The sequence below is a fragment of the Pseudomonas sp. GD04158 genome (assembly GCF_029834875.1).
Lineage (GTDB): Bacteria > Pseudomonadota > Gammaproteobacteria > Pseudomonadales > Pseudomonadaceae > Aquipseudomonas > Aquipseudomonas hydrolytica.
Genome location: NZ_JAODYT010000008.1, coordinates 20,731 through 39,021 on the forward strand (window position 1 = coordinate 20,731; position 18,291 = coordinate 39,021).

An 18,291-nucleotide genomic window follows, 5' to 3' on the forward strand; every position below is an offset into this window, starting at 1 on the left:
TACACGAAGTCAAAAGAGAGCAGCCAAGGCTGCTCTTTTCGTTTGAGAGACCGAGCATGACCGACGCCGCCCAACGTATTTCCGAACTGCGCAACGAACTGGATGCGCACAACTACCGTTACTACGTGCTGGACGAACCGAGCGTGCCCGACGCCGAGTACGACCGTCTGTTCCGCGAGCTGCAGGCGCTGGAAGCCGAGCATCCGGAGCTGGTCACGCCCGAGTCGCCGACCCAGCGCGTCGGTGGTGAGGCGCTCAGCGCCTTCGGCGAGGTGCGCCATGAAGTGCCGATGCTCAGCCTGGGCAACGCCTTCGAGGAAGACGACCTGCGCGCCTTCGACCGCAGCGTACAGAGCGGCCTGGGCCTCGCTGGCGGGGACCTGTTCGGCGGCGGCGCCGAGCTCGAGTACAGTTGCGAACCCAAGCTCGATGGCCTGGCCGTCAGCCTGCGCTACGAGAATGGCCAACTGGTGCGCGGCGCCACGCGCGGCGATGGCAGCACCGGCGAGGACATCAGCGCCAATGTGCGCACTATCCGCAACGTGCCACTCAAGCTGCAGGGCGATGGCTGGCCGCAGGTGCTGGAAGTGCGTGGCGAAGTATTCATGCCCAAGGCCGGCTTCGAGGAGCTCAATGCACGCCAGGCCGAGGCCGGCGGCAAGACCTTCGCCAACCCGCGCAACGCCGCCGCCGGCAGCCTGCGCCAGCTCGACCCGAAGATCACCGCCAGCCGCCCGCTGGAGTTCTGCTGCTATGGCGTTGGCCAGGTCAGCGGCGAGCTGCCGGGCACTCAAGTGGCCATGTTGCAACAGCTCAAGGCCTGGGGCATTCCGATCAGTCGCGAGCTGAAACTGGCCAAGGGTGTGGAGGCCTGCCTGGATTACTACCGCGATATCGGTCAGCGGCGCATGAGCCTGGCCTATGACATCGATGGCGTGGTGTTCAAGGTCAACAATATCGAGGATCAGCAGCAGCTGGGCTTTCGCGCGCGCACGCCGCACTGGGCCATCGCCCACAAGTTCCCTGCGCAGGAAGAGCTCACCGAACTGCTCGACGTGGAGTTTCAGGTGGGGCGCACCGGTGCAGTCACCCCGGTGGCGCGGCTCAAGCCGGTCAAGGTGGCGGGCGTGATGGTGGCCAACGCCACCCTGCACAACATGGACGAAGTGGCGCGCCTGGGTGTGATGATCGGCGACACGGTGATCATCCGCCGCGCCGGCGACGTGATCCCGCAGGTGATGGCGGTGGTGCCCGAGCGTCGCCCGGCCGATGCGCGGCCCGTGCATATCCCCGAGCAGTGCCCGGTGTGCGGCTCGGCGGTGGAGCGCACGCAACTGATCAAACGCAGCAAGGGCAAGGCCAGCGTCAGCGAAGGTTCGGTATACCGCTGCGTCGGCCGGCTGAGCTGCCAGGCGCAGCTCAAGCAGGCGATCATCCATTTCGTCTCGCGTCGCGCCATGGATATCGAGGGCCTCGGCGACAAGACCATCGAGCAACTGGTGGACGAGAAGCTGATCGGCTCGCCGGCCGACCTGTACAAGCTGAGCTTCGAGCAGATCATCGGTCTGGAAGGCTTTGCCGAGGTTTCCAGCAACAAGCTGCTGGCAGCCATCGAGAACAGCAAGCGGCCGAGCCTGGCGCGTTTCATCTATGCCCTCGGCATTCCCGACGTGGGCGAGGAAACGGCCAAGGTGCTGGCCCGTTCGCTGGCCTCGCTGGAGCGTGTGCGTCAGGCGCTGCCCGAGGTGCTCACCTACCTGCCGGATATCGGCCTGGAAGTGGCCCACGAGATCCACAGCTTCTTCGAGGATGCGCACAACCAGCAGGTGATCAGCGCCTTGCTCGGCGAGTGCGGCCTCGAGTTGCAGGACGAAGGCGAGCTGAGCGCCGAGTTCTCCGCCGTGGCCACGCTCGGCGGCATGCTCGACAAGCTGAACATTCCCACTGTCGGCCCGGGAGCGGCGCAGAAGCTGGCCGAGCGCTTCGGCAGCCTGGAAGGCGTGCTCAATGGCGACTGGCTGGACATGCGCCAGGCACTGCCCGAGAGGCAGGCCAAGGCGGTGCGCGAGTTCTTCGACGAGACGGCCAACGCCCAGCGTGCCCGCGCCATCGAGCAGCAGCTGCGCGAGTTCGGCATGCACTGGGAAAGCGAGAAGAAGGTCGCCGAAGGTCTGCCTTTGGCCGGCCAGACCTGGGTGCTGACCGGCACCCTGGAGGTGATGAGCCGCGACGTCGCCAAGGAAAAGCTGGAAAGCCTGGGTGCCAAGGTGGCCGGTTCGGTGTCGGCCAAGACCCACTGCGTGGTCGCCGGCCCCGGCGCCGGCTCGAAGCTGGCCAAGGCCAGCGAGCTGGGGGTGAAGGTGCTGGATGAAGCGCAGTTTCTCGAGCAGCTCAAGAGCTACGGCATTGAAGCGTAGGGCGGGTGAACCCGCTCTACGACCTCCCGGATTGCATCCGGGCTACGAACTGAGCGATACGATCCCGGTGCGCACGGCGCACCCTACATCCGTCGACACCAACCGTAGGGTGCGCCATGCGCACCTTGGCCTCTGCGATCCTCAAGCGGCGAAGCGCTGATCCAGATAGGCGATGATCGCCTTGGACTCGTACAGCCAGGTGCTCTGGCCGTTTTCCTCGATGCGCAGGCACGGCACCTTGATGCGTCCGCCTTGCTGCTCCAGCGCCTGGCGGTGCTCGGCATCGTGCTTGGCGTCGCGCAGTTGTACCGGCAGGTTGAGGCGGTGCAGGGTGCGCCTGACCTTGACGCAGAACGGGCAGGCGTGGAACTGGTACAGCGCCAGATTGGCCGTGGCGCGCTCGACTTCGGCTTGCGCCTCGGGGCTGCGCTTGAGCTTGCGCGGGCGGCTGATCCAGTCAACGAACACGACCAGCTGGCCCAGGCCGATACGAAGGGCTTTGAGCAACATCTTTCTAACTCCTGAAATGCCGACGGCCGTTCACCGAAGTGAGCGGCCGTCGTCTTGAGCGGGATCAGCGAACCAGATTGAGGAATTCGCCGCGAGTCGCCGGGTTGGTGCGGAATTCGCCGAGCATCACCGAGGTGACCATGGAAGAGTTCTGCTTCTCCACGCCGCGCATCATCATGCACATGTGCTGCGCTTCGATGACCACCGCCACGCCGAGGGCACCGGTGACCTGCGCGACCGCTTCGGCGATCTGGCGGCTGAGGTTCTCCTGGATCTGCAGGCGCCGGGCGTACATGTCGACGATGCGCGCCACCTTGGACAGGCCGAGCACCTTGCCGTTGGGGATGTAGGCGACATGGGCCTTGCCGATGAACGGCAACATGTGGTGCTCGCACAGCGAGTACAGCTCGATGTTCTTGACCAGCACCATTTCGCTGTTGTCGGAGCTGAACAGCGCGCCGTTGGTGACTTCCTCCAGCGTCTGCTGGTAGCCGCGGCAGAGGTACTGCATGGCCTTGGCGGCGCGCTTGGGCGTATCCAGCAGACCTTCGCGGGTGGCGTCTTCGCCGAGCTGGCCGAGGATCGCTGTGTAGTGTTGTTCCAGGGACATGGAAAATCCTGTTGGGTATCGAAGGGCGCAGGGTAGGGCGCCGTCAGGGGCCTGACAAGAGCGTCAGGTGCCAATGCGACGCAGGTTACTCGTCGCGGCCATCCATCATGGTGCGCTTGAGCAGGATATACACGGCGCCGGTGCCACCGTGCTTGGCCTGACAAGAGGTGAAGCCCAGCACTTGCGGGTGCTGGCGCAGCCAAGTGTTCACATGACTCTTGATCATCGGCTTGCGCCCGTCCATGCGCACCGCCTTGCCATGGGTCACGCGCACGCAGCGCACCTCTAGCCTGGCGGCTTCGGCGAGGAACTCCCACAGCGTGTCACGCGCTTTCTCGACACTCATGCCGTGCAGGTCGAGGCTGCCGTCGAAGGGAATCTGGCCGAGCTTGAGCTTGCGCATCTGCCCTTCCTGCACGCCATTGCCGGCCCAGTAGAGCGGGTCCTCGGCGCCGACGTCGATGACGAACTGGTCGGACAGGCCGTCCACCTTGGTCTCGCCCTGGCTGATGGTTGCCGCCTGGCGCAAGGTCGTGAACTGCTTGCGGTCGGGTTTGGGTTTGCCGGTGTCGGCACGGTCGTGCTTGATCGGCTTGACGCCGCGCAGCTCGGCCTTGAACAGGGAAATGTCGTCGTCTTGCATCGGAAGCTCCGCGAAACAGGCGGGCATTTTAGGGCGTGCCGCTCCTGGCGGCCACCCTGTGGGCCAGCGCGACGCGAGACCCAATAGCTGCGTGCTGTTTTCTACCTGCTCAGTCGCGCTTTTTCATCAGGTGTGGCGACAGGCTGAGATCGCTGGGGCGGCGCAGACGCCTGCGGCAGCGGCGCCAGAAAGCGATGCCGGCCCAGAGCAGGAACAGGCCGAGCAGCAGCAGAGCAATGGCTTCGCCAGTGGAGTCGTTGAGGCCGCCCAGGGCCGGCGCTCGTCCCACCAGCGAGGCGACACCGGCCATGGCCAGGAGAATGCCGAGGGTAGCCAGCAGCGCGCCCAGGCCTGCACCGACACGCAGCCGCCAGCTCTTGGGCTGGCGTGGACGCAGTCGGCGTGCATCGAAATCATCGGACAGCTTCATGCCGATTTCCTTTGGCTTGTCGGCGCTATGACCGGTCGGTGTCCCCGGGGTTCCGCCGGTTCGTCACGGCCATTGCCGACTCAGATCAGCGATTTGGCCTGGGGCACCAGGGTGGCGAAGTTGTCGCCCAGGGCAATCATCTCGATGCGATGCACTTCGGCGGCGGCGATCACGCTGCCGTCCGGAGCGGGCAGATCACGCGTGGCGCAGGCGGCATCGACCAGGGTGCAGCGATAACCATAGTCCTTGGCGGCGCGTACCGTGGTGCTGACGCTGGAGTGGGTCATGAAGCCGCAGACGATCAGGTCCAGGTGGCCGAGCGCCTGCAGGCGGTCGTGCAGTTCAGTACCGGCAAAGGCGTTGGGCAGACGCTTTTCCACCACGATTTCACCGGCCAGCGGAGCGGCTTCCGGCAGGTGGCGACCGCGCGGGCCGCTGGGGTCGAGCAGGCCGCCGGGAATGCCGAGGTGTTTGACGTGAACGATGTCGGTGCCGGCTGAGCGGGCAGCGGCCAGCAGGCTGGCGATCTCGGCGAGGGCGGGGTCCAGGCCGGGCAGGGCGAGCACGCCGCTGCGATACTCTTCCTGGGCATCGATGATCAGCAAGGTCGCATTGCTCAGGCTGGCCGGTGCGTGACCACGACCGGTGAGCTGGAACATGGTTTGCGGAAGGGACATCTCGGACTCCTGGCTGATGGTGATGATGTGCCATTGTCCGCTTGCCAGAGCGCTCTGTGAACCTCTATCTGCGTCAATGCTTGCTCGCCCGCCAAGGGCGGAGCAGAATCGGAACTGCTCCAAAGGAATCGGAGTCGTACGCAAAAGGAGTTGCTCATGTCACTTTTTTCGCAGTTTTCCTCGCATTTCTGGCTGCTGTTCTCCGTGGCGGTCGCCATCGCCGTCCTGCGCGAGTTGCGTCGCCCGCCGGATGAGCCGCGCTGATCCGGCGTCGGCTCGCAAACCTAGTGCTTGACCGGCGTGTTTCTCTGCCAGGCCATGGCGGCGCGCTGCCGCGTCAGCCGCCCAGGCCCAGCCACTGGAACTGCAGGTACCAGATACCGAGCGAGCCGAGGAAGTTGACCAGGATCGCCGGCAGAAACTTCAGGTGCACGCCGAAGCTGTAGCTCTTGTCCAGCGTCATGGCCATCACCCCGGCCGCTGAGCCCACCACCGTCAGCGAACCGCCGATACCCACCATCAGCGCATTCAGCGCCCATTGATCCAGACCCAGATTGGGGTTGGACATCAGCGCGGCAGCCTCCACCGGTACGTTGTCCATCACCCCGGAGGCCACGCCCAGCACCACGTTGACCAGGGTCGGATCGAGCAGCTCGAACAAGCGCGAGATATAGGACAGCCAGCCGACGTGGTTGAGGCAGGCCACCGAGGTGATGATGCCGATGAAGAACAGCAGGGCGTTCCACTCCACCTTCTGCAGCTGCTCGTGCCAGCGCGTCTCGATGCCCAGGCGGGTGAGCAGCCAGCTGTACAGCGCCACCAGCCCCAGACCGATACCGATGGCGAACTCGATGCCGACCTTGAGCACGATGTTGCACAGCACCGCGCCGATCACGGCAATGAAGCCCACCAGCGCCAGGCCGGCGCCGCCCGGTTTGAGCCGGCTCTCGCTGGCATCCACCTTGCGGATCAGCTGCTGGCCGTCCAGCTTGTTCAGGTAGAACAACTGCAGGGTGGCGGCGAACAACAGCCAGCCGATCAGCGCCGAGGGGATCAACAGCAGCAGGCCGGCGATGCTGATCTTGCCGGCCAGTACCACCATCAGGCTGGTGGAGGTGCCGAGGAACCAGACCCCGGAGTTGGACGCCACCACAATGTTGCACAGCGCCACGTGGGTGTAGCGCGGGTGGCTGGAGATGCTGGTGATGGTCTTGCCGAAGATCATCGCCGTGGTGAAGTTGTTGAGAAAGGGCGACAGGGTTGCCGACAGCGCACCGGTGGCCCAGAACATGCCGCGGGCGCCGAGGCCCTTGCGCAGCAGGTAGCCGTTGAGCGCGGTGAATACGTTTCGCTCGTTGAGCAGCTCCACCACCATCCACATGAAGGCCATGAAGGCGATCAGGCCGAACAGCTCTTCCTTGGTTTCGCTCTGGGCGTGGAGGAAGTACTGGAAGCCGTTGGGATCGGTCAGGGCGTAATGCAGGCCGATGACGATCAGGCCGGACATCATGAACATGGCCGGCTTGAACTTATCCATCTCCAGTTGTGCTTCAAAAACTATCAGCGTCATGCCAATAAGGAATATCGCCAGCACGAGCAAGCCCGTGAGCGAGAAGGGGTCGATGACCATGGAAAATCTCGTTGAGAAGGGATGGGAAGGGTTAAGAATTCGTTGCAAATTATAACGATGTGACCCGGATCCTGGCAGCGGTCAAATGGCGACTTCACGACATTTATCTGTGGCCATGCGTCCTTCGTGCGGTCTGGGCTAAACTTCCGCGTTTTTCACCCCGGAGACCGCCCGTGACTGCTCCCGCTACCCGTTTACGTACTCTGCGCGACTACATCCGTTGGGCCGTCAGCCGCTTTCAGGCCGAGCAGCTGTTCTTCGGCCACGGTACCGACAACGCCTGGGACGAGGCTCGCCAACTGGTGCTTGGCGCACTGCATCTTCCCTGGGAAATATCCGATGCCTACCTCGATTGCCGCCTGGAAGACGACGAGCACCTGCATCTGCAGGGCCTGCTCAAGCGCCGCATCGAAGAGCGCGTGCCCACCGCCTACCTGCTGGGTGAAGCCTGGTTCTGCGGCCTGCCGTTCAGGGTCGATGAGCGCGTGCTGGTCCCGCGTTCGCCGATCGCCGAGCTGATCGAGCGTCATTTCGCCCCCTGGCTGCCGCAAGAGCCGGCCCGGGTGCTGGACCTGTGCACCGGCTCCGGCTGCATCGGCATCGCCTGCGCCTACGAGTTTCCCGAGGCGGAGGTGGTGCTGGCCGATCTGTCGTTCGAGGCGCTGGAAGTGGCCAACCAGAACATCGAGCGCCATGGCCTGGAAGAGCGCGTCTACTGCGTGCAGGGCGATGGCTTCGCCGGCCTGCCTGGGCAGCGCTTCGACCTGATCGTGTCCAATCCGCCCTACGTGGATGCCGAGGACTTCGCCGACATGCCGGCCGAGTACCAGCACGAACCGGCCATGGGCCTGGCCTGCGGCGACGACGGCCTGGATCTGGTACGGCGCATGCTGGCCGAGGCGGCCGATCACCTGACCGAGCGCGGTCTGCTGATCGTCGAGGTGGGCAACAGCCAGGTGCATGTCGAGGCGCTGTATCCGGAAGTGGATTTCACCTGGCTGGAGTTCGAGCGCGGCGGCCACGGCGTGTTTCTGCTGGCGGCCAAGCAGTGCCGCGAGCATCAGGCGCTGTTCCGTTCGCGTATCTCGGCGTGACGCGATGCGCACGGCGCACCCTACCCTAAGGTGCGCCGTGCGCAGCAATCATCTCAGCGCGTGGCGATCCAGATCAGTAGCCCGGCCTGGAACAGGGAAAAAGCCACCAGGCAGGTGATGGTGAAGCGCAGGCCACTGTCCTCGCGCTTGAGGCGTTCGAGTTTTTCCTCCAGCTTGCGCAGCTTGACCTCCTGTTCCTGCAGGCGTTGATCGGCCTGCTGCAGCATGGCCGCGGCGTCCAGCAGTTCGATGATCTGCACCTTCTCCGTTTGCCAATCGCCATGCAGCGAGCTGACCCGCGCAGCACTGTAGAAAGGCTTGAGCTGCAATGGGTCGCTGTACTCGATGGTAAAACCCTGCGCCTTCAGCGCGTGGTCGCGGCGCGCGCGGGCGGCCTCGTTGAAGTTGTCCTTGGTGGGCAGGGCGCCGCCTTCGACCTGATAGTGAGCGTAGCGCTGGCGCGCCCAGGCGATGCCCTGGGCGAGCAGGAAACGACCCAGACCGCGGTTGGCGGGCTCGACGCTGAGACCCTTGTCCGGACCGAAACGCACTTCCTTGCGTTGGTGGTCGGCCCATACCTCGAGCAGGTTCTGCTCGCGATGCGTGCGCTGCCCGGGCACTTGCAGACTCAGGCGCAGCAGGCTGAGGTCCTTGGCGTGACGCTCCACCCGGCCGAGCTGGATGAAGCGCAGCGGGCGCGGCCCGGTTTCCCGATCCACCGGCAATGCGGCCAGGCGCAACAGGCTGAACTGCTCAGGCGCCAGGTCGGCCCAGGGATGAGCGATGGCCGGCGTTTCGCCAGGCTGCTGAGCATCGGCCTGGGCGAGGGTTTCGGTGGAGGGGGCGGGTTGTTCGCTCATGGCTGTCCTGGGCGCTGATACGACTGTCATGGCAGGTTATCGACCATTTTGCTCCGTACTGGAGCGAATGAAACGGACGATGTGTTCACCGAGCGCACGCGCCAACGGTAGCTGAGGATCGTTGTAGGAGGCCAGCTGTTCCTGCCAGGGTAGGGGGGTGATGCGCATGACGTGGTTCATGCCGGGGATCAGCGCCAGTTCGGCATCCGGTTTGGCCTGCTTGAGAATCTCGGCGTTGTCCACCCCGACCTGGGCGTCGTGACCGCCCTGCACAATCAGCGCCGGAATCTCCAGTGCGGCAAAGGCTTCGGCCGGGTTCTGCCGCAGCAGGCTGATCAGGTAGGGCTGCACGCTGGGACGAAACAGCACCTGCAGGGGTTCGGGCACATCGGCCTGCTCCTGCCCGCGGATCAGGCTGGCGAGGATGCGCCGGCTCTGCGCCAGTTGCGCAGGCGGCAGGCGCATGGCCAGTTGTGCGTCGAGCACTTGGCCGATGGGGTAGGCGGGACCGGCGATCGATACCAGGGCATCGGCGCCGCTGCGGGCGGCGGCCAGGCTTGCAATGAGCGCACCTTCGCTGTGGCCGACGAGGATCAGCCGGTCGAAGCGCGGGTCGCGTTTGAGCAGCTGTCCCCAGCCTTCGGCATCGGTCACGTAGCGCTCGACGCTGAGGTTGCGCTCATCCGGTGTGGCTTTGCTGCTGGCGGCCACGCCGCGCTTGTCGTAACGCAGGCTGGCGATGCCATTGCGCGCCAACACCTGGGCCAGCTTCTTCAGCGCATCGTTGTGGCCGCCCGCGGGGTTGTTGCCGTCGCGGTCGGTGGGGCCGGAGCCGGCGATCAGCAGCGCCACCGGCACCGGCGCGTCGCTTTGCGGCACCAGCAGACTGCCGTACAGGGTGCCCTGGTCGGTGTCGAGGCTGAGGGGGAGTTGCCGGATAGTGCTGGCCTGGGCCAGGCCGGTGATCAGGGTGAGGGACAAGAGCAGTGCTTGCAGCATGATGGGGGTAGGGTAGTGGCAGACTGGCATTGGACGCTAGCCGAGCACCAAGGTTCGGGGTGAACTGGAAGATCGCCACGGGTATACTCGCCCACCTCGTTAAACGGCCTGCGCAGCGGCAGGTCGGGGCTGAATTTCGCGGAGCGTCGTCCCATGTCCGGCAATACCTACGGCAAGCTGTTCACCGTCACCACCGCTGGCGAAAGCCATGGCCCGGCCCTGGTCGCCATCGTCGACGGTTGCCCACCGGGCCTGGAATTGTCGCTGGAGGACATGCAGCGCGATCTCGACCGACGCAAGCCGGGCACCAGCCGCCACACCACGCAGCGCCAGGAAGACGACGTGGTGGAGATTCTTTCCGGCGTGTTCGAGGGCAAGACCACCGGTTGCGCCATCGGTTTGCTGATCCGCAACACCGACCAGAAGTCCAAGGACTACTCGGCGATCAAGGATCTGTTCCGTCCGGCCCACGCCGACTACACCTACCACCACAAGTACGGCATCCGCGACTACCGTGGCGGCGGCCGCAGTTCGGCGCGCGAGACCGCCATGCGCGTGGCCGCCGGCGCCATCGCCAAGAAGTACCTGGCCACGCAAGGGATCCAAGTGCGCGGCTATATGAGCCAGCTCGGCCCGATCGAGATTCCGTTCAAGACCTGGGACAGCGTCGAGCAGAACGCCTTCTTCAGCCCCGATCCGGACAAGGTGCCTGCGCTTGAGACCTACATGGATCAGTTGCGCCGCGACCAGGATTCGGTCGGCGCGAAGATCACCGTGGTAGCCGAAGGGGTGATGCCGGGGCTTGGCGAGCCGATCTTCGACCGTCTGGACGCCGAGCTGGCCCATGCGCTGATGAGCATCAACGCGGTCAAGGGCGTGGAGATCGGCGCAGGTTTCGCCAGCGTCAGTCAACGCGGCACCGAGCACCGCGACGAGCTGACGCCCGAAGGCTTCCTGACCAACAACGCCGGCGGCATTCTCGGCGGTATTTCCAGCGGTCAGCCCATCGTTGCCCACCTGGCGCTCAAGCCCACCTCCAGCATCACCACGCCGGGGCGCTCGATCGACATCGACGGCAACCCGGTAGAGGTCATTACCAAGGGGCGCCACGATCCCTGTGTAGGCATCCGCGCCACGCCGATCGCCGAGGCGATGATGGCCATCGTGCTGATGGATCATCTGCTGCGTCATCGCGCGCAGAACGCCGAGGTGCGTGTGGCGACGCCGGTGCTGCCGCAGCTGTGAGCGCGGTAGGTTGGGTGGCGCGCAGCGATACCCAACAACCGCTGCCCCGGCTATCGCTGCGCTCGACCCAGGCTAAGACCGGGCCATGATTCACGCGTTGCCCTACTGGCGCCTGTCCGGCTTCTACTTCTTCTACTTCGCCCTGCTCGGCGCCACGGCGCCGTTCCTGGCGCTGTACTTCGATCACCTGGGTTTCTCGCCGGCGCGCATCGGCGAGCTGGTGGCCATTCCCATGCTGATGCGCTGCCTGGCACCGAACCTGTGGGGCTGGCTCGGCGATCACACCGGTCAGCGCCTGCTGATCGTGCGCCTCGGCGCGCTGTGCACGCTGGTGTGCTTCGCCGGCATCTTCATCAGCCACAGTTATGCCTGGCTGGCTTTGATCATGGCGGCGCACGCGTTCTTCTGGCACGCGGTGCTGCCGCAGTTCGAGGTCATCACCCTGGCGCATCTGCGCGAGCAGGCCGCGCGCTACAGCCAGATTCGCCTGTGGGGCAGCATCGGTTTCATCGTCGCGGTGGTCGGCCTGGGCCGCCTGTTCGAATGGCTGAGCCTGGATGCCTACCCCTGGGCGCTGATACTGATCATGGCCGGCATCGTCGCCGGCAGCTTCTGGGTGCCCAACGCCCAGCCGCTGCTGCGCCCCGGCAGCGCCGAACAGGGCGGTTTCCTGCGTCAGCTGGGCCGCCCCGGCATTCTCGCCTTCTATGCCAGCGTCGGGCTGATGCAACTGAGCAACGGGCCCTATTACACCTTTCTCACCCTGCATCTGGAGGCGCTCGGCTACAGCCGCGGGGTGATCGGCATGCTCTGGGCGCTGGGGGTGGTGGCGGAGATCCTGCTGTTTCTGATCATGGCGCGGCTGCTGGAGCGCTATTCGCTGCGCGCGGTGCTGCTGGCCAGCTTCCTGATCACCGCCGTGCGCTGGCTGCTGCTGGGCAACCTGGCCGACCAGCTGGCGATCCTGCTGCTGGCTCAGTGCATGCACGCCGCCACCTTCGGCGCCTTCCATGCCGCCAGCATCCATTTCATCCAGCGCAGCTTTGCCGACCGTCAGCAGGGCCAGGGCCAGGCGCTGTACGCCACCCTGGCCGGTATCGGCGGTGCCCTCGGCGCGCTGTATGCGGGCTACAGCTGGAGCAGCCTCGGCCCGGCCTGGACCTTTGCCCTAGCCAGTCTGGCAGCGCTGGCTGCAGCGGTTATCATTGCCCTTCGTCTGCCGCCTGAGCGGCCCCTGACTTCAGCGAGTACCTCATGACCAGCCTCAGCGTTCATCTGCACAGCTCCCCGAATCTGCCGAACAAGGTGCTGACCCATGCCGAGGACATCGCCAGCACGCTGGCCGCGGTCGGTATCGCTTACCGCCAGCTGGAGCTGCCGGCAGCCTTGCGACCGGGCTGCGAGCAGGCCGAGTTCGAGGCGGCCTACGGCCTCTGGCTGCAGCGGCTGATGGAGGAGGGGTATCCGCATCACGAGCTGTTCAACCTGCAGCGCAACCACCCGCAGAAGCTGGAGATGCGTGCGCGGCATCTGGACGAGCAGATGCAACCGACCGCCAGTGCCTGGCTGTTTCTCGGCGGTTTCGCCCAGCTCAGCCTGCATCTGGATGGCTACGTGTATGTGTTGCAGGGCGAGCGTGGCGATCTGCTGGAGTTGCCCGCGGGCACCCGCCACTGGTTCGACCTGGGCGAGGAACCGCACCTGCTGGCGCTGCGTCTGAGCGCCAGTGACGAGGCGCCTCAACCCACGGGCGATGACATCGCCAGCCGTTTTGCCCGTCTGGGCGAGTGAGGCAGGGGGAACCCTGGCAAAGCGATGACGATCCTACGCATACCACCCCTTACGCAGGAGCATCCTCATGGGTTCCACCCTCAACGGGCTGATCGGCCTGGTCATTCTGGCTCTGGACATCTGGGCCATCATCAACGTGGTGAAAAGCAACGCCGAAATCGGCATCAAGATTCTCTGGATTCTGCTGATCGTGCTGCTGCCGGTGCTGGGCCTGATCATTTGGGCGCTGATGGGGCCGCGCGGCAACGTCCGAGTCTGATCCTGTGCCTGCTGGCGCTGCTGCTGGCCCCGCTCTGGGCCCTGGCGGCAGAGCAGGAGGAGCAGGCTTGGCAGGCGTTGCGCGAGGGACGCGCGCTGCTCATCCTGCGTCATACCACGGCGCCGGGCACTGGCGATCCCGCCCATTTCCAGCTGGGCAACTGCAGCACGCAGCGCAATCTCAGCCAGCAGGGGCGTGAAGAGGCAAGGCGCTGGGGCGCGCTGTTGCGCAGCCAGGGCATCGGGCGGCCACGCCTGTTCAGCAGTCGCTGGTGCCGGGCGCTGGATACCGCGCGGGAGATGGGTCTGGGCACGGTACAACCGCTGCCGGCACTGGATTCCTTCTTCGCGCTACCCGGCAATGGCAGCGAGCAGACGTCGCAACTGATCCGCACCATCAACCTTATGCCGCCCGGAGAACCACTGGTGCTGGTGTCTCATCAGGTCAATATCACGGCCCTGACGCGCATCTTTCCGGCTTCCGGCGAAGGCTTGATCCTGGCTTTGCCGCTGCGCGCGGCGCCGCAGGTGCTGGCGCGTATCGCGCCGCCTCGATAGTGGTCGTGCATCAGCAGATCGGTCGCGCTGCTGCATTTGGCGCAAGTTGAACGAGCCAATGGAGCGCAGTCACCCTCTTTAGAGCCCAACTAGGGCTCGTCATAAGTAGCGATGGCTCCGTTGCCTACAGTCAGAGAGCGTCTTGCAGGTGCTTACGCAGCGTGATCAGGTCATCGCGCAGTTCACCGAGTTGCTCCATGCTCTGGCCGGTGGCCTTGAGGATGCAGGCCGGGATGGCCTTGGCCTGTTCGTGAAGGGCGCGGCCCTTGTCGGTCAGATGCAGTTGAACGACCCGTTCGTCCTGGCTGCTGCGCTGGCGCTGCAACAGACCTTCGCTTTCCAGGCGCTTGAGCAGGGGGGTGAGCGAGCCTGGGTCGGTCAGCATGCGCGCGCTGATTTCGCTGACGGTGATCCCTTCGTTCTCCCACAGCACCAGCATGGCCAGATACTGCGGATAGGTCAGCCCCAGCGCTTGCAGCAGCGGCTTGTAGGTCTTGGTCATCAGCAGCGAGGTGGAATAGAGGGCGAAGCACAGCTGGTTGTCCAGCATCAGCTCGGCACAGGGCTGTACTTGAGTGGTCATGACGGTTGCCTTTGCGGTTGCGATGGGCATAAAGCTAGCGCGCTAATGATCATCGCGCCAGAGGATGGTGCGGGCAGTGCCCGCACCGAAGCCCGATCAGCCGCAGGAAACGCGGGTGATCACGCGCTGATCGTCGACGTTGAGGTTCAGGCGCTGGCCATTGTATTCCAGGGTCACCACGCTGCCTGGGGTCAGCACGCGGGCGGTGCTGGCACCGGCCTGCTGACGGGCCTGTTCAAGCAGCTCGGGCGTGGCCACTTTGCCTTGCAGATGCTCCACGGCCGCGGATGTGCAGCCCTGGCTGGGATCGGCGGGCTTCGCCGCCGGTTCGGATTTCTCGGCTGTGCTGCTGCAGCCGGCGGCCAGCAGGGCGGTGGCGAGAATCAGGCTGAAACGAGTCTTGAGGTTCAACGCTATGGGCTCCTTGTCCATGATCTTTTGCATTATTGCGCGCCTTCGAGGCGGGCCAGGCGTTCTTCCAGGGCAGCGATACGCGCCTCCAGTTCGACCAGACGATCTTCGCTAGGTGCCGAGGCGTCGCCACGGCTGGCTGGACGGCTGAGCAGCAGACTTTCCAGATCGGCGGGCTCGCCCAGCAGGTGCATGTAGCGATCCTCGCGCTGCCCGCTCTGGCGCGGCAGCAACACGGCCAACCCACGAGCGATGAGGCGTTCCAGCTGATGCTGGACCTCGTCCACATCGTCGAAGTCGTGCATGCGGTTGCTGCGCGTGAGCAGTTCGTTGAGGGTCTGCGGGCCGCGCAGCATCAACAGGCCCAGTAGCACCGTCTGCGGCTTGACCAGTTCCAGCTGCTTGTCGCAGCGCTGTTCCCAGCGGTCGGCGCGGCTGCCCATGACCAGGTGCACCAGCTTGCGCCCCTCGAGGCTGCGCAGGTAACGGCCGACCTCACCGGTTTCCAGCTGCATCAGCGGTTCGCGGCTGGTCTTCTGGTTGCAGGCCAGTTGCACGGCATTGAGGGTCAGCGGGTAGGTTTCCGGCGTGGTCAGCTGCTTCTCGATCAGGCAGCCGAGGATACGTACCTCGACGGCATGCAGCGGCGTTTCACCAACCAGCGGGGAGGGGGCGAGAGACATGGATCGATCCTGGCAGAAAGAACCTGCCTAGGGTAACGGCATCCGCGCTCAGCCGACAGGCTTCAATGTGTGTTCGAGCATGTCCAGGCTGGCCGCCAGTACCTGCTGGCGAGATTCCTGACTGGCCATCATGCGCGCCAGCAGCAGGCTGCCCAGGCATTGCGCGAGAACGGTCCAGGCCAGTTGTGCATCGCCGATGATCTCGGCCCAGGTTTCCTGCAGCTGCAGGATCTGTTGCTCGGTGCGCTGCCGCACGCTTTCGTCGGCGCGGGCGATTTCCGCACCCAGGGTAGGCAATACACAGCCTTTGTCGGGCTGCTCGACATGCGCCAGGCTGAGATAGGCCGCCAGGCAGCGTTGCAGCCTGTCGCGTCCGGCTTCGCCCGGCGCGCCGCCGAGCCGCGCCAGGCTGTTGCGCAGTTCGCGCTCGACCAGCTCGGCGAACAGGGCGTCCTTGCTCGGAAAATGGCTGTAGAAGGCTGCGCCGGTCAGGCCGATGGTCTTCATCAGGGCATCCACACCGGTCACGGCAAAACCTTGCTGCTTGGCAATGGCGCCGCTGCTGGCCAGCAGGCGCTCGCGGGTTTCGGCCTTGTGTTCGGCGGAATAACGCATGAATGGCTCCGTGAAGAGGGTGGCTTGACCTGCTCGGAAGCGTAGCATAACGTTCGTTAAGCTAACGATCGTTAGTTAATGGAGAAAGCCATGAGCGAGAACAAGAAGGTCGCCTTGATCATCGGCGCCGGCGACGCCACCGGTGGCGCCATTGCCCGACGTTTTGCCCGCGAAGGCTATGTGGCCTGCGTTACCCGCCGCAGCCTGGACAAGCTGCAGCCGTTGCTGGAGGACATCCGCAGCGAAGGCGGCGAGGCCCATGGTTTTGCCTCCGATGCGCGGCGCGAGGAGCAGGTGGCCGAGCTGGTCGAAAGCATCGAGCGTGACATCGGCCCCATCGAGGTGATGGTGTTCAACATCGGCGCCAACGTGCCGTGCAGCATTCTCGAAGAAACCGCGCGCAAGTATTTCAAGATTTGGGAAATGGCCTGCTTCGCCGGCTTTCTCACCAGCCAGGCGGTGGCCAAGCGCATGGTCGCGCGCAGACGCGGCACCATCCTGTTCACCGGTGCCACGGCCGGGCTGCGTGGCGCCACCGGATTCGCCGCCTTTGCCGGCGCCAAGCACGGCATACGCGCGCTGGCGCAGAGCATGGCGCGCGAGCTGGGACCGCTGAATATCCATGTCGCCCATGTGGTGGTGGACGGCGCCATCGATACCGCCTTCATCCGCGACAGCTTTCCCGAGCTGTACGCCAGGAAGGATCAGGATGGCATTCTCGATCCCGAGCATATCGCCGACAGCTACTGGTTCCTGCACGCTCAGCCGCGCGACGCCTGGACCTTCGAGCTGGATCTGCGTCCATGGATCGAGCGCTGGTAACCTGCCCTGAACCCATAACCACAATAACGAGCGAGTGAAAGCCATGAGCAAGACGGTGGAGTTTTTCTTCGACCTGGGCAGTCCGGCCTCCTACCTGGCCCATACCCAGCTACCTGATCTGTGTCGCGACGCCGGGGCTGAATTGGTCTATCGGCCGATGCTGCTGGGCGCGGTGTTCCAGGCTACCGGCAACGCCTCGCCGGCGATGATTCCGGCCAAGGGGCGCTACATGCTGCGCGACCTGGCACGCTTCGCCGAGCGCTACGGCGTACCGATGCGCTTCAACCCGCATTTCCCCATCAATACCCTGACGCTGATGCGCCTGCTGGTGGCCGTTCAACTGCATCAGCCGGAGCGCTTCGACGATGCCTTGCAGGCGCTATTCCGGGCGATCTGGGTGGACGGTATTCACATGGGCGACCCGGCCAAGGTGGCCGAAGTGCTGACGGCGGCCGGCTTCGACGCCCAGGCGTTGCAGGCGCAGATCGCCGAACAGCAGGTCAAGGACGCGCTCAAGGCGAGCACCGAAGAGGCGGTCAAGCGCGGCGTATTCGGCGCACCGACCTGTTTCGTCGATGGCGAGATGTTCTTCGGCCAGGATCGCCTGGAGTTCGTACGCGAAGCACTGCGCGACTGATGTCTGGCACAATGGCGGGGTTCTTTTTCCGCCATTCGAGCCACCGATGAACCCCGAAGCGCTGAAACTCCTGGTGACCCGCCGCATGCCCTACGGCAAGTACAAGGACCGGCTGATCGCCGACCTGCCGGGCCATTACCTCAACTGGTTCGCCCGCACGGGCTTTCCCAAGGGCGAGCTGGGCCAGCTGCTCGCGCTGATGCAGGAGATCGACCACAACGGCCTCAAGCCGCTGCTCGATCCGTTGCGCGACCGTTCGTAGCCTGGATGAAAATCCGCGGGAGACTTCGAACTCTCCCGGATGCCCGTAGGGTGCGCCGTGTGCATCGCCCCTGCACATTGCAGAAGGAGCCACTGCAAGCCATCGGTGCGCGCGGCGCACCCTACGTCTGGGTTGGCCTCAATGCCAATTGCGGCCGTGATCCAGCTTCTGATCCACCAGCCATTTGCCATGGGCGATGGACGCGTGCTGGGCCTTGTGCAGATCATCCATGAAGGCGTAATCCACCGGCAGGGTCTGGCGTTTGCTGGTGTTGCCGTCGGGGTCGGTGATCTGGCATCCGCCGGCCCAGGGCGTGGGCAGGCCGGGATGTTCCATGACACTGGCGCGGATGACGTGATCGCGATGGGTGCAGGTAAGCGCGCTCATGAGGCCACCTCGTGGATCAAGGCGCCGCCCTCGGCGTCGACGCTACACCGAGGTTCCAGCCGGGAGCCGGTAGCGGCGCCGCGTGGATGAGTGGTGCGTCTGTTCCCCTACCTTAGTCCAGATGTCGCGGCCGCGAGCGTTGCCCGACAAACGCGCAGGGCCGGCAACG

General features: G+C 64.9%; 23 protein-coding genes. 10 read left to right on the forward strand and 13 right to left on the reverse strand.

Annotation, left to right across the window (positions count from 1 at the left end):
* The first annotated feature begins 56 nt into the window (after positions 1-56).
* Positions 57-2,417, forward strand: a complete 2,361-nt coding sequence (gene ligA, locus N7333_RS05205) for an NAD-dependent DNA ligase LigA (RefSeq protein ID WP_129483375.1) — start codon at positions 57-59, stop codon at positions 2,415-2,417.
* A 141-nt stretch (positions 2,418-2,558) separates the two neighbouring features.
* Here ligA and N7333_RS05210 read toward each other — a convergent pair whose 3' ends face one another.
* From N7333_RS05210 to nhaD, 6 genes are all read right to left on the reverse strand, one after another.
* Positions 2,559-2,927 (reverse strand): glutathione S-transferase N-terminal domain-containing protein, encoded by a 369-nt coding sequence (locus tag N7333_RS05210; RefSeq protein ID WP_003243796.1) that lies wholly within the window; start codon positions 2,925-2,927, stop codon positions 2,559-2,561.
* Positions 2,928-2,991: 64 nt separating this feature from the next.
* Positions 2,992-3,537 (reverse strand): GTP cyclohydrolase I FolE, encoded by a 546-nt coding sequence (gene folE / locus N7333_RS05215; RefSeq protein ID WP_003243798.1) that lies wholly within the window; start codon positions 3,535-3,537, stop codon positions 2,992-2,994.
* A gap of 85 nt (positions 3,538-3,622) precedes the next feature.
* Positions 3,623-4,180: a Smr/MutS family protein gene (locus N7333_RS05220; protein ID WP_012018962.1), complete on the reverse strand. Its 558-nt coding sequence runs from the start codon at positions 4,178-4,180 to the stop codon at positions 3,623-3,625.
* A gap of 109 nt (positions 4,181-4,289) precedes the next feature.
* Positions 4,290-4,610, reverse strand: a complete 321-nt coding sequence (locus N7333_RS05225) for a hypothetical protein (protein ID WP_003243803.1) — start codon at positions 4,608-4,610, stop codon at positions 4,290-4,292.
* An 80-nt stretch (positions 4,611-4,690) separates the two neighbouring features.
* Entirely contained in the window at positions 4,691-5,287 is a 597-nt protein-coding gene (locus tag N7333_RS05230; RefSeq protein ID WP_003243805.1) for a cysteine hydrolase family protein, read from the reverse strand.
* A 337-nt stretch (positions 5,288-5,624) separates the two neighbouring features.
* Positions 5,625-6,917, reverse strand: a complete 1,293-nt coding sequence (gene nhaD / locus N7333_RS05235) for a sodium:proton antiporter NhaD (RefSeq protein ID WP_003243807.1) — start codon at positions 6,915-6,917, stop codon at positions 5,625-5,627.
* A 173-nt stretch (positions 6,918-7,090) separates the two neighbouring features.
* Here nhaD and prmB point away from each other — a divergent pair, with 173 nt between their 5' ends.
* Complete coding sequence (prmB, locus tag N7333_RS05240) at positions 7,091-8,011, forward strand: 50S ribosomal protein L3 N(5)-glutamine methyltransferase (protein WP_096826665.1); 921 nt, start codon at positions 7,091-7,093, stop codon at positions 8,009-8,011.
* 53 nt (positions 8,012-8,064) lie between these two features.
* Here the strand turns inward: prmB and N7333_RS05245 are convergent, their stop codons facing one another.
* Positions 8,065-8,871 carry a hypothetical protein gene (locus N7333_RS05245; RefSeq protein WP_129483376.1) on the reverse strand — a complete coding sequence of 269 codons (807 nt, stop codon included), beginning with the start codon at positions 8,869-8,871 and terminating at the stop codon, positions 8,065-8,067.
* Between the two features lie 36 nt (positions 8,872-8,907).
* On the reverse strand, positions 8,908-9,900 hold the full coding sequence (locus N7333_RS05250) for an alpha/beta fold hydrolase (protein WP_129483377.1): 993 nt from the start codon (positions 9,898-9,900) through the stop codon (positions 8,908-8,910).
* Between the two features lie 123 nt (positions 9,901-10,023).
* Here N7333_RS05250 and aroC point away from each other — a divergent pair, with 123 nt between their 5' ends.
* The 5 genes from aroC to N7333_RS05275 all read left to right on the forward strand — a co-directional run bounded on the left by aroC (position 10,024) and on the right by N7333_RS05275 (position 13,722).
* Positions 10,024-11,115, forward strand: a complete 1,092-nt coding sequence (gene aroC / locus N7333_RS05255; protein ID WP_129483378.1) for a chorismate synthase — start codon at positions 10,024-10,026, stop codon at positions 11,113-11,115.
* 85 nt (positions 11,116-11,200) lie between these two features.
* Positions 11,201-12,373 carry an MFS transporter gene (locus tag N7333_RS05260; RefSeq protein ID WP_129483379.1) on the forward strand — a complete coding sequence of 391 codons (1,173 nt, stop codon included), beginning with the start codon at positions 11,201-11,203 and terminating at the stop codon, positions 12,371-12,373.
* Positions 12,370-12,906 (forward strand): acireductone dioxygenase, encoded by a 537-nt coding sequence (locus N7333_RS05265; protein ID WP_012018356.1) that lies wholly within the window; start codon positions 12,370-12,372, stop codon positions 12,904-12,906. Before N7333_RS05260 ends, N7333_RS05265 begins: the two co-directional genes overlap by 4 nt.
* Before the next feature lie 67 nt (positions 12,907-12,973).
* Positions 12,974-13,165, forward strand: coding sequence for a PLDc N-terminal domain-containing protein (locus tag N7333_RS05270; protein WP_129483380.1), 192 nt, complete (start codon positions 12,974-12,976; stop codon positions 13,163-13,165).
* Positions 13,166-13,173: 8 nt separating this feature from the next.
* Positions 13,174-13,722 carry a histidine phosphatase family protein gene (locus tag N7333_RS05275; RefSeq protein ID WP_252576778.1) on the forward strand — a complete coding sequence of 183 codons (549 nt, stop codon included), beginning with the start codon at positions 13,174-13,176 and terminating at the stop codon, positions 13,720-13,722.
* A gap of 130 nt (positions 13,723-13,852) precedes the next feature.
* Here N7333_RS05275 and N7333_RS05280 read toward each other — a convergent pair whose 3' ends face one another.
* The 4 genes from N7333_RS05280 to N7333_RS05295 form a co-directional block, all read right to left on the reverse strand.
* Entirely contained in the window at positions 13,853-14,305 is a 453-nt protein-coding gene (locus N7333_RS05280) for a MarR family transcriptional regulator (protein ID WP_003243825.1), read from the reverse strand.
* A 96-nt stretch (positions 14,306-14,401) separates the two neighbouring features.
* Entirely contained in the window at positions 14,402-14,716 is a 315-nt protein-coding gene (locus N7333_RS05285) for an I78 family peptidase inhibitor (RefSeq protein ID WP_252576779.1), read from the reverse strand.
* Between the two features lie 32 nt (positions 14,717-14,748).
* Complete coding sequence (locus tag N7333_RS05290; RefSeq protein WP_012018875.1) at positions 14,749-15,399, reverse strand: DUF480 domain-containing protein; 651 nt, start codon at positions 15,397-15,399, stop codon at positions 14,749-14,751.
* A 48-nt stretch (positions 15,400-15,447) separates the two neighbouring features.
* The gene (locus N7333_RS05295; RefSeq protein ID WP_012018874.1) at positions 15,448-16,014 is read right to left on the reverse strand and encodes a TetR/AcrR family transcriptional regulator; all 567 of its coding nucleotides are present in this window, start codon (positions 16,012-16,014) and stop codon (positions 15,448-15,450) included.
* A 90-nt stretch (positions 16,015-16,104) separates the two neighbouring features.
* Between N7333_RS05295 and N7333_RS05300 the strand changes: the two genes are divergently transcribed.
* The 3 genes from N7333_RS05300 to N7333_RS05310 are packed head-to-tail and all read left to right on the forward strand — an operon-like array spanning position 16,105 to position 17,735.
* A complete protein-coding gene (locus N7333_RS05300) occupies positions 16,105-16,836 on the forward strand; it encodes an SDR family oxidoreductase (protein ID WP_129483383.1) in 732 nt (243 codons plus the stop codon).
* Between the two features lie 43 nt (positions 16,837-16,879).
* The gene (locus N7333_RS05305; protein WP_129483384.1) at positions 16,880-17,473 is read left to right on the forward strand and encodes a 2-hydroxychromene-2-carboxylate isomerase; all 594 of its coding nucleotides are present in this window, start codon (positions 16,880-16,882) and stop codon (positions 17,471-17,473) included.
* A 46-nt stretch (positions 17,474-17,519) separates the two neighbouring features.
* Positions 17,520-17,735, forward strand: coding sequence for a DUF3820 family protein (locus N7333_RS05310; protein WP_003243834.1), 216 nt, complete (start codon positions 17,520-17,522; stop codon positions 17,733-17,735).
* A 138-nt stretch (positions 17,736-17,873) separates the two neighbouring features.
* Here N7333_RS05310 and N7333_RS05315 read toward each other — a convergent pair whose 3' ends face one another.
* On the reverse strand, positions 17,874-18,122 hold the full coding sequence (locus tag N7333_RS05315; RefSeq protein ID WP_003243836.1) for a hypothetical protein: 249 nt from the start codon (positions 18,120-18,122) through the stop codon (positions 17,874-17,876).
* Positions 18,123-18,291: the final 169 nt, after the last annotated feature.

Coding starts and splice junctions, on each gene's coding strand:
- ligA (WP_129483375.1), top strand. CDS start 57: ATGACCGACGCCGCCCAACGTATTTCCGAACTGCGCAACGAACTGGAT.
- N7333_RS05210 (WP_003243796.1), bottom strand. CDS start 2,927: ATGTTGCTCAAAGCCCTTCGTATCGGCCTGGGCCAGCTGGTCGTGTTC.
- folE (WP_003243798.1), bottom strand. CDS start 3,537: ATGTCCCTGGAACAACACTACACAGCGATCCTCGGCCAGCTCGGCGAA.
- N7333_RS05220 (WP_012018962.1), bottom strand. CDS start 4,180: ATGCAAGACGACGACATTTCCCTGTTCAAGGCCGAGCTGCGCGGCGTC.
- N7333_RS05225 (WP_003243803.1), bottom strand. CDS start 4,610: ATGAAGCTGTCCGATGATTTCGATGCACGCCGACTGCGTCCACGCCAG.
- N7333_RS05230 (WP_003243805.1), bottom strand. CDS start 5,287: ATGTCCCTTCCGCAAACCATGTTCCAGCTCACCGGTCGTGGTCACGCA.
- nhaD (WP_003243807.1), bottom strand. CDS start 6,917: ATGGTCATCGACCCCTTCTCGCTCACGGGCTTGCTCGTGCTGGCGATA.
- N7333_RS05245 (WP_129483376.1), bottom strand. CDS start 8,871: ATGAGCGAACAACCCGCCCCCTCCACCGAAACCCTCGCCCAGGCCGAT.
- N7333_RS05250 (WP_129483377.1), bottom strand. CDS start 9,900: ATGCCAGTCTGCCACTACCCTACCCCCATCATGCTGCAAGCACTGCTC.
- aroC (WP_129483378.1), top strand. CDS start 10,024: ATGTCCGGCAATACCTACGGCAAGCTGTTCACCGTCACCACCGCTGGC.
- N7333_RS05260 (WP_129483379.1), top strand. CDS start 11,201: ATGATTCACGCGTTGCCCTACTGGCGCCTGTCCGGCTTCTACTTCTTC.
- N7333_RS05265 (WP_012018356.1), top strand. CDS start 12,370: ATGACCAGCCTCAGCGTTCATCTGCACAGCTCCCCGAATCTGCCGAAC.
- N7333_RS05270 (WP_129483380.1), top strand. CDS start 12,974: ATGGGTTCCACCCTCAACGGGCTGATCGGCCTGGTCATTCTGGCTCTG.
- N7333_RS05280 (WP_003243825.1), bottom strand. CDS start 14,305: ATGACCACTCAAGTACAGCCCTGTGCCGAGCTGATGCTGGACAACCAG.
- N7333_RS05290 (WP_012018875.1), bottom strand. CDS start 15,399: ATGTCTCTCGCCCCCTCCCCGCTGGTTGGTGAAACGCCGCTGCATGCC.
- N7333_RS05295 (WP_012018874.1), bottom strand. CDS start 16,014: ATGCGTTATTCCGCCGAACACAAGGCCGAAACCCGCGAGCGCCTGCTG.
- N7333_RS05300 (WP_129483383.1), top strand. CDS start 16,105: ATGAGCGAGAACAAGAAGGTCGCCTTGATCATCGGCGCCGGCGACGCC.
- N7333_RS05305 (WP_129483384.1), top strand. CDS start 16,880: ATGAGCAAGACGGTGGAGTTTTTCTTCGACCTGGGCAGTCCGGCCTCC.
- N7333_RS05310 (WP_003243834.1), top strand. CDS start 17,520: ATGAACCCCGAAGCGCTGAAACTCCTGGTGACCCGCCGCATGCCCTAC.
- N7333_RS05315 (WP_003243836.1), bottom strand. CDS start 18,122: ATGAGCGCGCTTACCTGCACCCATCGCGATCACGTCATCCGCGCCAGT.